This window comes from Wolbachia endosymbiont of Oedothorax gibbosus (assembly GCF_936270145.1).
Taxonomy (GTDB): Bacteria; Pseudomonadota; Alphaproteobacteria; order Rickettsiales; family Anaplasmataceae; genus Wolbachia.
The window spans coordinates 344,203-356,554 of sequence record NZ_OW370537.1; the positions used below are offsets into that span (position 1 = coordinate 344,203).

Here is a 12,352-nt window from a genome sequence, read left to right on the forward strand (position 1 = left end):
ATCTAAGATTCTATTAAATGAGACTCTCCTACCGCACAGAAATGTAAAATAGGAGAGTTGAGCTTCTCTAAATATGCGCACCACGACTGATAAGGTATTCCTTCACGTCCTCTTTATATCTTTTATCTTGATATTCACTATCTTGAGTAGCCAAATGCAGCGGTGTATTGCCATTTTTGTCTCTGACATTTATATTTGCCCCATTTATTACAAGACATTCGACCATGTCAAAGTTACAATCTTCAGCAGCTATGTGTAGTGCAGTAGTGCCATCTTCATCTGTAGTATTTACGTAGGCTCCCATCTCTATTAGATATTTTACTATTTCAATATAATCTCGCTCAACAGCGTAGAGTAAAGGTGTCCAGCCGTTTTCTCCCACAAAATTTACATCAACTCCTTTCTCCTCTACCAAATATTCAACAACGTCCAAGTGGCCATTTAATATCGCCATTTCCAATAGATCATTGCAGTCATAAGTGACATCTTTTCGGCTCATCAGATATTTTATAGTATCCAAATCACCACCTACAATAGCTTCACCAAATAAAGTACTGCCATATTCATTAATTGGTGCCATGGGATCAATACTCTTTTCTTCTACAAAATATTTGACTATTCTAACATGACCATATTGAAATGCATAATATACGGGAGTACCTTCATTGTCAGTAATATTATAATCAGCACCCTGATCTATTAAAAATCTTACCACATCAATATTTCCTGAATAGACAGCGTAATACAACGGAGTCCAACTACATTCATCCTGAGCATTTAAATCAGCTCCTTCAATTAGAATATATGCAGTTAGATACAAATTACCTTTTTTTGCAGCAATACACAAAGGCGTACATCTGTGCTGACCAATAGCGTTAATATCAGCCCCTTTCTCTATAAGATGTTTAACTGCTTCAAGATTACCTTCTTCCACAGCTAAATGCAAAGGCGTATTTCCTTTATCATTCTTAACATTAACATCTTTCTTATCTACTAAATACTTTTCTATGATATTACACATACCAACCTCACTAAATAATAACACTATTCCATTCTACAGACACAAACATTATTTTTTTATTAACTACAAAACCCGTATAAATTCCTACATGCACTGCTCATTCTCTCTCATGAGGGCATTCATAGTTATGCTAATATCTTATATATATTAATTAATAAACTCATTTCCTTCCCTCTTCAATGGCTTCTTCTATGACAACAGCTATTTTGTTCAGTTTCTTCAACTGATTCACCTCTGGGTTTTTACGCATTTCCTTCAGCACCTTTTGATGAAGATCTTGCTTTTTCTCATTATCAAGTAGTTTATACCAACCCTCATAAATAACTAGACAAATAATTCACAGAGCAAATGGTTTTGATCGAACTTTCCGTAATATCTCGAATAAATTCAGATACAGCATTTTCAAGTAATTTAATAGAGTCATACATCTTGTTCTTTATTATATTTTCCTTTAAATGTTGCCAAAATCTTTCCACAGGATTGAGCTCAGGCGAGTACGGCGGCAAATAAATTATGGTGATATTTTCAGGAGTTTTTAAACCTTTAGACCTATGCCAACTTGCGCAATCCATGATAAGAAAAGCTTCTCTAGTCCCCAAATCTTTCGACATCTGCTCCAAAAATATGTTCATGCAATCTGTGTTTACATGTGGAGCAAGTAGGCTAATATCCTCTCCATTCCTGGGATTTACAGCGCTGTAAAGATAGAAGTTTTCTCTTCCGATTTTTACTTTAACTTGTGTTCTTGAGCCCTTTTTAAACCATCCATGTCCAACTTTTGAGTGCGTTCCAAATCTCGATTCATCGAAAAAAAACCTCCTTTTTCCGGTTCTTTTCCACAATTTCATTGAGATTTTTTTTGAACTCCTCTTGTTTGTTTTTGTCTTGTTTATAATGTGCTGGACGAGGTGTGATATATGTAAATCCTAGCTTCTTCATAAGCCTTCTCGCCGTTGACTCACTTACTTTGATAGCTAACATTCCTTCAACTATACCTTGCAATTTTTTAGCAGTCAGATTTGCCCCATCTTCTTCTATTACCTCTCTTATTTTTTCCTTCTTCTCCTCGTTCAGTTTTGGTTTAGGTCCTCGCCCTGGCTGTATTGCAAACCCAATAACACCTTTTTCTTTAAATCTTGCAATCCATTTCATTAATGTCGTTCTCGTAATTCTATATATTTTAGCAACTTTTGAGATACCATACTCCTTTGCTGATATTATTGCTTGTAACCTTCTTCCTATCTCTCCTCTTATTCCATATTTTTTTAATTCTAACTTGCATTGATTATATAGTTCTTCTCCTATTGCTTTACTTTTTCCTGCCATAAACTACATATTTATTCTTTCTAGCCTCAATTATTTGTAGTTTTTACTATTTGTCTATCTATTAGTGGAGATTGGTATAAATATCTATTTTTGCAGAGTATGGGTTTGGTCTCTTATAACCACCAAAAAAAATAGCCTTCTTTCCTACTACTGCTACCTCTGGAGATTGTCTAGCTTCACTAGCGGTGTGAGTTGTCCAATTTCCCGTTTCATCGTCGTAGATATCTATCTTTGAAGAGAATTCATTCTCTGAAGAGGATTTACTTTTTATGCTGCCCCAAAAGAAAATAGCACTCTTTCCTACTACTGCCACTGCCACTTTACTGCGTGATTCTACAGTGGGATGAGTTATCCAGGTTTCATTGTCATTATCATAAATATCAACTTGAGAAGAATACTGAAAATCAGGGTAACCACGAACCTTGTATCTTGAAAAAAGCATCTGATGTTTTAAGCTTAAGCATTAGATGGAGAAGGGAAACACTCTGTCGCGCACCTTAGATATAAAATCTGTAAGTAAGATAAGAGTTCCCTCCTCAAAAGTACAGGCTGAACGGTATCTTAGAAAGACCTAAATGGTTCTAATTCTGTATTCACAAGGTTAGCCTTACTTTTCATTTTAAATGGTAACGTATGGGGTTATATATGATCAACAACTTTCTGGGCATAGATGTATCAAAAGATCGCTTTGATGTTTTTCTCTCATTTATAAGTAAAAAAGGAAAACGTGAAACTAGGAAAAGGAGCTTTAAAAACGATGATAATGGGTTTCAAGGTCTGCGGAGCTTTCTACAAAAACATAATGTAGAACAAGTAAAAGCCTGCATGGAAGCTACCGGTTGTTATAGTGAAGCTTTGGCTGAATTTCTACACAATACTGGACATTTTGTTAGTGTTGTTAATCCAGCTTGCATAAGATTTTATGCAAAAAGTAAGCTTATACGACAAAAGAATGATCAGACTGATGCAGAAATAATTGCTGATTATTGCCAAAAACAAGAACCTGCTCGCTGGACACCACCCTCTCCTGAACTGAAAAAATTAAGACATCTTTATCGTTGTTCGGCTGCGTTAAAAGATGAATTGACATTAGTAAATAACCACCTAGAAAAAAAAGAGAGACTGCCTAAAGAAGTTGCAAATGCTTGGGAAGATCTTGCAATGAATATAGCTCAAAAAATAGAAACAATAAAAAACTCCATACGTGAACTATTAAAGCAACACAAAAAGTTGTTAGAAAACTTTCAACTTCTATTGACTATTCCAGGCATAGGAGAGGAATCAGCAATAGCTATTTTAGCTGAAGTTCCTGACATAAAAACTTTTAGAGATGCTAGGCAATTGGCAGCATATGCTGGAACTATACCACGAAATATAACATCAGGTTCATCTGTATATGCCAAACCCAGATTAAGTAAATCAGGTTCACAAACATTACGTAAGGCACTTTTCTTTCCTGCCATAGTAGCTAAGAATCACAATCCTATCATTATGAGTTTTTGCCAAAGATTAAAGGAAAAGGGTAAGCATAATATGGCCATCGTTGGTGCTGCAATGCGTAAGCTACTCCACATCATTTTCGGTATTCTGACATCCAAAAGTGCTTTTGATCCAAATCATATCAAGAACTACAGAGCTAGGAGGTTGACTGAAGGCTTAGTGATTTAAAATCAAAAAATGCTACCATACGATCTTATGTAAAATAGTATTTTATACAAATTTATTTAATATAGTTGGTTAGTGTATATGTTAATTAGTTTTGTATATACAAGACAGCAGAAATTAACATATAGATTAACTATACCGCTACAGTTGGCAGTATTTTTTGATTTCACAATACAGCTTAGGTAATGAGACAATTTTTATAATTTTTTTGTTGACTGGCGAGACGGTATCTTACTTCCAAAAAAAAGAACTCTATTGCCAATCACAACACTGTGTGTGTCAGGAAGTTTTTTGTTTAAATTAATAGCACGGGTTTCATAAGCCAGGTTATTAATAAACACTCCTTCCTGATTCTCACTAGCAACCAAATCTTCATCAAGAGTAAATAAATTAGATGGGCTTACACTATCAAATTTTGTTTCACCAATGACAATTACTATTCGTCTTTCACTTCCACCATGCTCTTTAAGATAAAAAGCTGCTACTTTCTTCCAGTATAATTTCTTTGCTTCATTAACTGGATCTACTTTAATATCGCTTGCTAATTTTTGCGGTGCTGTCCAACTGCCACTTGGCTTTTGAAAGATATAATTAATCGTTGCATCAACTCTTTTTTCTTTATCTTTCCCTTTTTCAATTTGCTGTACCCAAAATATAAATAACCTGTTAAATGCATGTATTGGGGTTATAGTTTCAACTGGAATTGACGCTTCTATTTTCTCCCACGCAGTCCAGTAAAGTATATTTTGGTTTTCTTCATCAAATATTGCTGTGCGGTAATAATAATCATAGGGTTGGGCAAGGGTGCGACCAATAACATATAAAGTATTTTTTCCTTCTACTCTTTCAAAACAACTATCAACTATCTTTAAGCTGGTTACTTGTTCAAAATCTTCAAAATACTTCATGTATGCATCACTTACTCCTTCATCGGTGATGTTTCCTTGCATTAAAGTATTCTGTAGCTTTTTGTACTCTGGAGTTATAACTTTACGTAAAGTCGGATTTAAGTAGTTTTCTGGATATAATTTTATCTTATACCAACCCTCATAAATAACTAGACAAATAATTCACAGAGCAAATGGTTTTGATCGAACTTTCCGTAATATCTCGAATAAATTCAGATACAGCATTTTCAAGTAATTTAATAGAGTCATACATCTTGTTCTTTATTATATTTTCCTTTAAATGTTGCCAAAATCTTTCCACAGGATTGAGCTCAGGCGAGTACGGCGGCAAATAAATTATGGTGATATTTTCAGGAGTTTTTAAACCTTTAGACCTATGCCAACTTGCGCAATCCATGATAAGAAAAGCTTCTCTAGTCCCCAAATCTTTCGACATCTGCTCCAAAAATATGTTCATGCAATCTGTGTTTACATGTGGAGCAAGTAGGCTAATATCCTCTCCATTCCTGGGATTTACAGCGCTGTAAAGATAGAAGTTTTCTCTTCCGATTTTTACTTTAACTTGTGTTCTTGAGCCCTTTTTAAACCATCCATGTCCAACTTTTGAGTGCGTTCCAAATCTCGATTCATCGAAAAAAAACCTCCTTTTTCCGGTTCTTTTCCACAATTTCATTGAGATTTTTTTTGAACTCCTCTTGTTTGTTTTTGTCTTGTTTATAATGTGCTGGACGAGGTGTGATATATGTAAATCCTAGCTTCTTCATAAGCCTTCTCGCCGTTGACTCACTTACTTTGATAGCTAACATTCCTTCAACTATACCTTGCAATTTTTTAGCAGTCAGATTTGCCCCATCTTCTTCTATTACCTCTCTTATTTTTTCCTTCTTCTCCTCGTTCAGTTTTGGTTTAGGTCCTCGCCCTGGCTGTATTGCAAACCCAATAACACCTTTTTCTTTAAATCTTGCAATCCATTTCATTAATGTCGTTCTCGTAATTCTATATATTTTAGCAACTTTTGAGATACCATACTCCTTTGCTGATATTATTGCTTGTAACCTTCTTCCTATCTCTCCTCTTATTCCATATTTTTTTAATTCTAACTTGCATTGATTATATAGTTCTTCTCCTATTGCTTTACTTTTTCCTGCCATAAACTACATATTTATTCTTTCTAGCCTCAATTATTTGTAGTTTTTACTATTTGTCTATCTATTAGTGGAGATTGGTATTAATAGGAGAGCAACCCAGCAGCCCACTGTTGTAACAGCCGAAACTACTACAGCTAAAGATGAAAATAGTAAGGAAGTATGTAAATATAGTGTAACAAATAAAGATACTACTCATGCAATTGACAAAGCTACAGGAACTGATACCAAATTATGTGAAAGTGAAGACCTTCAACCTATATGTGAAAGCAACGAAGAAGCACAAATAGAAACTACCGTAGAGCCAACTTCCGTTGATAGAGCTGACAGACCATCTTCCGCTGAACTATATTTTGATAATAAAGAAAACTCCGCAGACGAAAAATCATCAAAAAAGGCAATTCAACCAATTGTAGCTGGTGTTGTTGGTGCGGCGTTATTGGTAAGTTGTGTTGCATCTTATCTGCTGATTGAATCTTCAAAAGTACACGTTATAGCGGTAATTGGAGGGATTGTTGGGTTGGTTTGTATGTGTTTTGCGTTGTATAATGCTCTAAAGCCTGGCACACAACTTGAGGGAATAGGATACGTAGAGCAACCTATAGCTCCCCTTGAATCCAAGAGTATACTCAAAAATCCATAAGCGTCAAACAAGCTAATTTACTTAAAAAAGATCTTAAACCATTAATTTTCTCTACACTTCTGCTATTCCCTATTAACTTGAGCTTATGGCTTATAGCACATACTTTTGAACCTGCTACTTGAGTTCATTCCACTATTTCTTAACTAACGAGACCTATGCGCGTCTATTGTTTTTTTTTGCTGCACACTCTATATCTACACTGGTTTTGAAAGATCCAGGTACTTCTCTACTAGACTCTCGAGATTTACAACCACCTTCACCAATATTTTGGATTGCTGCTTTTCTCAAGTTTTTTATATCTTCATTATTTTTGCCGTTGATATCTACACAACTACCAGTATTGCTTAACTCTCTTGAATTCTCAGATCGAGGAGGTAATGGGGGTGGAGTTTCCCTTATAGAGGTACTTATAGATCTTTCTGGTTTTTGTAGACATTCGGGTATTTTGGAGAATCTCCTTCTTGAATTCTCAGATCGAGGAGGTAATGGGGGTGGAGTTTCCTTTATAGAGTTACTGATAGATATTTCTGCTTTTTCTAGACATTGGAGTATTTTGAAGAATCTCCCTTCATAAAGATAACATGAGTGAGTGGCTGAACCTTGATGTAACGTATTAACTTCTACACCGTTTTTTCTTGACTCATGTACTTCACGTGCATAACTAAAGCGATTATCTGAAGGGTGCCTTGAATCTCGATCTAACGCCTCAACGTCTGCACCTTTTTTTATTAAGGCATATACCACACGTGCATGGCCACACTGAGCAGCCAAATATAAGGGGGTTGCTGAATCTCGATCTAACGCATTAACGTTTGCACCGTTTTCTATCAGGGTATTTACCACACCTAGATTGCCACCTCTAGCAGCTAAATGTAAAGGAGAATGTGTACGAGGAGTGGGAATAAGCAACCTTCCTTCAGGTATTCTCATATCTTCCATTCGAATATCCTCTAAACGTACAGGATAATGTATAGGAGGATCGGGAATAAGCAACCTTCCTCCAGATATTCTCATATTTTCCCTTCGAATATCCTCATTACGACGTCCTGCTTCATCTAGTCCCTCAATATTAGCATTTTTGCTTAATAAGAGTCCTACCACAGCTTCACATCGATAATAAGCACCGAAATGTAACAGTGTAAAGCCAAAACTCTTATAATAATCCCTGCTATCTCTCTGCTTTGCACAATCACCTAGGTGGAACGTATAATCTATATCAAATTCTTTAACTTTCCACTCCTTATATGTACTTTCATCTTTTTCTTTTAATTTTTCCTTCATTATTTCAAGTATGTCTCTACCAGTTGGACTGTTGTTGATTTTCATAGCATGTAATAACCTGCTCCTCACTGATTCAATTAGGAACTGATCTTCTCCTGCATCAAATATACTCTTCCAATCACCAATTTCGTCTATTAATTCAGGTATACAGCTACCGGCTGGATTGTCGTCGATTTCCATCGCATGTAACAACCTGCTCTTCGCTGATTGAATTATCAACTCATTTTCTACTGCATTAAATATACTTCCCCAATCATCAATTTTCACAACCTCTCCTAGCCTAATTAACAAATCTTGATTATAGCAAATTTATGAGAAAATCAAGACTAATATATTTCCTTAGATGTACAGTCCCAGAGTGTGATGGTATGATAAAATATGAGAAAAAAATACCATCAAAGGAGGAGTTATGGGACAAATATTACATGGGTGCGCCAAAACAACACAGACGATTCGTAGAGCAATACAAAATAGAAAAGAGAGCATAGCAAAACTCTCCAAGCATTATGACCTTAATCCAAAAACTATTATTAAGTGGAGAAAACGTTCATTTACGAAAGATGCTGATATGGGTCCAAAGCATCCAAGATCGACTGTTTTAACGCTAGAAGAGGAAGCTATAATAGTTACATTTCGCAAGTATACACTACTGCCACTAGATGATTGCCTTTACGCTCTGCAGTCTACAATTCCGCATTTGACTCGCTCTAGCTTGCATCGTTGTTTACAAAGACACAACATTAGCAGATTACCAACTGTTGATGGAGAAGTTAAGTTAAAAAAGAAATTCAAACAATATCCTATCGGTTACTTTCATATTGATATTGCTGAAGTTAGAACTGAGGAGGGCAAATTACATTTGTTTGTTGCTATTGATAGGACATCCAAATTTACCTATGTTGAGTTGCGTAACAGTGCTACAAAACCCATAGCTGCTGAGTTCTTACGTAATTTGATTAGAATTTTACCGTATAAAATCCATACTATTTTGACAGATAACGGTATACAATTTACAAACCAGAAGCGTCATAAGTATGCTTTCCAACACATATTTGATAGAGTTTGCGAAGAGAATGTTATTGAACATCGTTTGACAAAAGTTAGCCATCCTTGGACAAATGGGCAAGTTGAGCGTATGAATAAAACTTTAAAGGATGCTACAGTTAAGAAGTATTACTATCAATCGCACCAGCAACTTAAAGAACACCTTTATAACTTTGTTATGGCTTATAATTATGCAAAGAGACTCAAAACTCTTAAGGGTCTTACTCCTTATGAATTTATATGTTATCAGTGCTCCAGAATTATTTATACTAAATCCACACCATCACACTCTGGGACCATACATAAATTATACATATAAAAAAAACTTTTCTCTATCAGGAAAGGGATGAAGAAAAAAGAGGAGAATTCATAAAAAAAGTAGCAGAAATAAATGAGGAAAGTTTGGTATTTATAGATGAGTCAGGCATAGAAGATAACGAATTTTATGCATATGGGTGGTCTCTAAAAGGCAAAAGGTTATTTGCTGATAAACCAGGATTTAAAAGAAAAAGAGTAGTATCCGTTCAGGGGAGTGGAAAAGGTAAAAAACAATTGACATAATATATTAAAAAGAAGTAATAACACAAAAAAGAAGTAACAATATAGTGATAAATGTTTCAATTGCTTATTAATCTGATAGAGCTATGTAAAAATTTAGGGCAGAAGGTAGGCTTCCTTGAGGAGGAAAATAAGACCTTAAAAATAGAAATTGCTGAGCTGAAAGAAAGGCTTGGCTTAAACTCAAAAAACTCATCTATACCAAGCTCCAAAGAACTATACAAAATAATGAAAGATAAGCTGAAGGATGAACCAAAGGAAGGCAAGAAGATAGGTGGTCAAGTGGGGCATAAAGGAAATTATCGTGCTAAAATGGAAGCAGATGAGGTAATCAGAGTGAAATTACAAGATACTTGTGAATGCGGTGGAGAAATAGCAATACACAACAAACCATATATCCATCAAAAGGTTGATCTTCCAGAAACTAAGCCTTACGTAGTGGAATACCAATTGGAGAATGGCCGTTGTCGTAAGTGTGGAAAGAGAAAAACTAGCAAGCTACCTGAAGGAGTAGCATCTGATACTTTCGGTCCAAGAATTAAATCCATAATTGCAGCACTAGGTGGTTTTTACAAGAACTCGAAGTGAGAAATACTCAACCACTATCGGCTGAGAGCCGAAAGGTTGGATATTGCGCTGGAAGCGCGGTAAAGCTACTCCAATCTTATACTAGATATAGAATGAGGCTGATGTGCATCTGTATGTTTATTAACCCCAGTTGCGGATTAATCAATATAGTAAAATCTAGAAATACAGGGCTTTTTAGGCTTCATGGAATATGAAACTAATGTGGAAAAGACGTGCACCAAGAAATTTATTGGAGACCTGTGCCTTGAATGCTCAAGCTCAAGTCTGTCTTTTAGGTAGCCAAAAACTGTTTCAATAATCGACCTTTTTCTTAAAAAAATCTTTTCTTCAAGTAGCATTAATGTGTTTTTCATACCTTTTTTTACTTTGGTAACGAGTTTTAGTCCTCTATCGAAGAGTTTTGCAAAGAGCTCTTTCTTTATATAGCCCTTATCACCAAACAAAAGACCAGTCAGTTTTTCAGTTAATTTTGGTACTGGTTTTCTGTCGTCAACGTTACCTTTAGTAAGTGTAACTCCTTGAATTTCACCTTTTTCATTAATTACCATATGCAATTTAAAACCAAAAAACCAGCCATATGTAGTCTTTCCAAGCTTTGCCAATCCTTTGAAAACTTTGTTTCTTGAGATTCTTTTTGGATGGCAAACAGCGATAGATGTTGCATCTATGTACGAAATCCCTGTCATTTTCGACTGCTCACATAGCCATTGCAAAAGTAATGCTAAATACCATAAAACCCTCGGTTTTAGCCTAATAAATCTACTATATGTTGGCAAATTTTGAAACTCAGATCCATATAGTGCTTTCAAATAATATGTATAGAAAGATTTAAAGTCCTCACATCTAGATTGTTGATAAAGTAAAATTATAGTAAGAATTTCAGAATGCGTAATCTCTGGCGTTCTGGTAGGTTTTTTACTGTTTGGCAGGAGTTTTTCTGCGAAATTTTTGTTTATAGCCTTGCAAAAATCGTCTACAAAGCAAAATAATTCTGTTACATTTTTATTCATGGGTAACCTCTCTACTTTTTGATAATATGTTTCCGGAGTTTACCCTATTTCCCTATCTTTTTCACTGACTTCTAATCCGCAACTGGGGTTTTATTAATGTACTCATTGTCTGTCGCTGGTAGTACTAATTCCCCAAAAACGCTTTCCCCAGTATATTTTCTTTAGCTCTGGAAATTCTTGTTGAACTTTGCGTGAAGACCTGCCTTTGGCTCTTTGGACAAAATCACTCACAGCTATGTGAGGAGGTATTACTACGAATAAATGTAAATGATCTGATTCCATTTTCTATCTTAATCCCCATTTCTTCAGATACTTCTGCTATGTATTCTCTCTTTCATAGACCTCGTTAACACTCTGTACCGATACTTTGTGATCCAGACTATATGGTACCTATGATAAAATACAGTGTGTTTTCCTTTGTCGTACCCAGTCATAACTATACTTTATAAAGTACAGTTATGACATTGACAAACTAAAGTTTCTCCACCTAGAAGGTGGAGGCTTGTACCATCTTACGGAAAGTCAAAAACTGCTCAAACCAAGCCTCAAAAACATCCTTGTTGCAGTATCCCTCAAAGGTCAATGGAGCAATGATTTTCTTTTTATTTAGAGCTGCAATCATACTGACGCGCTGAGTTTTTTTACCTGATTTTAGTGAATGAAACATCTCTCCTTTTCTGCAATATCCGTATGGGTAGTCTTCTGTATTGTCTATCCCAGATTCATCAATATATACAAGATTATCACGATGTTTTGTCGCTATAACCCTTGCAAATTGAGCTCGCTTTCCCTCATTTCTTTCTTTATATCCGTAGGTCTTTTTTTTCTTGTGAATCCTATATTTTAAGTGCTCGATGAATCGTCTGTCTACTAATATTGCCCCAAAGCTTAGCCATCTCTGACTGAGTTTTGCCACCTTGCTCATTTGCAAATTCGGTAAATGCATTCCAGTCGGTAATTTTATGGTTATAGCCCACGCTTCCAGGCTTTTTCGACTGAAAATCTCCCGTTTTTTCACGTCTTTTCTTCCACTCATATAAAGTTGTTTTTCCAATCTTAAGTCTCTTGGCAACATTTTCTCCACTCTCTCCTTCATCCAACGCTTCCATTACCTTTTTCCTTAAGTCATAACTATATGCTGCTGGCATGCTTACCTCCACTAC

10 protein-coding genes and 4 pseudogenes are annotated in these 12,352 nt (G+C 35.6%); 5 read left to right on the forward strand and 9 right to left on the reverse strand.

Features of this window, described 5'->3' with window-relative positions:
* Window positions 1–67: 67 nt before the first annotated feature.
* The 3 genes from NBW37_RS01790 to NBW37_RS01800 form a co-directional block, all read right to left on the reverse strand.
* Window positions 68–1,021 (reverse strand): ankyrin repeat domain-containing protein, encoded by a 954-nt coding sequence (locus tag NBW37_RS01790; protein ID WP_250296678.1) that lies wholly within the window; start codon window positions 1,019–1,021, stop codon window positions 68–70.
* A 314-nt stretch (window positions 1,022–1,335) separates the two neighbouring features.
* A protein-coding gene (locus tag NBW37_RS01795) for an IS630 family transposase (RefSeq protein ID WP_250295836.1) occupies window positions 1,336–2,347 on the reverse strand; the annotation gives its coding sequence in 2 pieces (ribosomal slippage) (window positions 1,336–1,833 and window positions 1,835–2,347; 1,011 coding nt in all).
* Between the two features lie 61 nt (window positions 2,348–2,408).
* Window positions 2,409–2,789, reverse strand: a complete 381-nt coding sequence (locus NBW37_RS01800) for a Kelch repeat-containing protein (RefSeq protein ID WP_250296679.1) — start codon at window positions 2,787–2,789, stop codon at window positions 2,409–2,411.
* 203 nt (window positions 2,790–2,992) lie between these two features.
* Here NBW37_RS01800 and NBW37_RS01805 point away from each other — a divergent pair, with 203 nt between their 5' ends.
* Window positions 2,993–4,015: an IS110 family RNA-guided transposase gene (locus NBW37_RS01805; RefSeq protein ID WP_250295855.1), complete on the forward strand. Its 1,023-nt coding sequence runs from the start codon at window positions 2,993–2,995 to the stop codon at window positions 4,013–4,015.
* A gap of 194 nt (window positions 4,016–4,209) precedes the next feature.
* Here NBW37_RS01805 and NBW37_RS01810 read toward each other — a convergent pair whose 3' ends face one another.
* Together NBW37_RS01810 and NBW37_RS01815 are read right to left on the reverse strand one after the other, a co-directional pair.
* Window positions 4,210–4,920 carry a neuraminidase-like domain-containing protein gene (locus NBW37_RS01810; protein WP_250296680.1) on the reverse strand — a complete coding sequence of 237 codons (711 nt, stop codon included), beginning with the start codon at window positions 4,918–4,920 and terminating at the stop codon, window positions 4,210–4,212.
* Between the two features lie 139 nt (window positions 4,921–5,059).
* A protein-coding gene (locus NBW37_RS01815) for an IS630 family transposase (RefSeq protein ID WP_250295836.1) occupies window positions 5,060–6,071 on the reverse strand; the annotation gives its coding sequence in 2 pieces (ribosomal slippage) (window positions 5,060–5,557 and window positions 5,559–6,071; 1,011 coding nt in all).
* A 64-nt stretch (window positions 6,072–6,135) separates the two neighbouring features.
* On the opposite strand from NBW37_RS01815, the gene NBW37_RS01820 reads away from it, so the two are divergent.
* Entirely contained in the window at window positions 6,136–6,708 is a 573-nt protein-coding gene (locus NBW37_RS01820; RefSeq protein WP_250296681.1) for a hypothetical protein, read from the forward strand.
* 153 nt (window positions 6,709–6,861) lie between these two features.
* Here NBW37_RS01820 and NBW37_RS01825 read toward each other — a convergent pair whose 3' ends face one another.
* Window positions 6,862–8,256, reverse strand: a complete 1,395-nt coding sequence (locus tag NBW37_RS01825) for an ankyrin repeat domain-containing protein (protein WP_250296682.1) — start codon at window positions 8,254–8,256, stop codon at window positions 6,862–6,864.
* Window positions 8,257–8,398: 142 nt separating this feature from the next.
* Between NBW37_RS01825 and NBW37_RS01830 the strand changes: the two are divergent.
* From NBW37_RS01830 to NBW37_RS01840, 3 genes and pseudogenes are all read left to right on the forward strand, one after another.
* Window positions 8,399–9,383: pseudogene (locus NBW37_RS01830) on the forward strand (IS481 family transposase).
* A gap of 52 nt (window positions 9,384–9,435) precedes the next feature.
* Window positions 9,436–9,594 (forward strand): transposase, encoded by a 159-nt coding sequence (locus tag NBW37_RS01835; protein ID WP_250296683.1) that lies wholly within the window; start codon window positions 9,436–9,438, stop codon window positions 9,592–9,594.
* 51 nt (window positions 9,595–9,645) lie between these two features.
* Window positions 9,646–10,176: pseudogene (locus NBW37_RS01840) on the forward strand (DUF6444 domain-containing protein); the annotation flags it as partial.
* Window positions 10,177–10,316: 140 nt separating this feature from the next.
* On the opposite strand, the gene NBW37_RS01845 reads toward NBW37_RS01840, so the two are convergent.
* The 3 genes and pseudogenes from NBW37_RS01845 to NBW37_RS01860 form a co-directional block, all read right to left on the reverse strand.
* Window positions 10,317–11,189, reverse strand: a complete 873-nt coding sequence (locus NBW37_RS01845) for an IS982 family transposase (protein ID WP_250295817.1) — start codon at window positions 11,187–11,189, stop codon at window positions 10,317–10,319.
* Window positions 11,190–11,318: 129 nt separating this feature from the next.
* Window positions 11,319–11,623: pseudogene (gene tnpA, locus NBW37_RS07850) on the reverse strand (IS200/IS605 family transposase); the annotation flags it as partial.
* 86 nt (window positions 11,624–11,709) lie between these two features.
* A pseudogene (locus NBW37_RS01860) lies at window positions 11,710–12,337 on the reverse strand (transposase); the annotation flags it as partial.
* Between the last annotated feature and the right edge of the window lie 15 nt (window positions 12,338–12,352).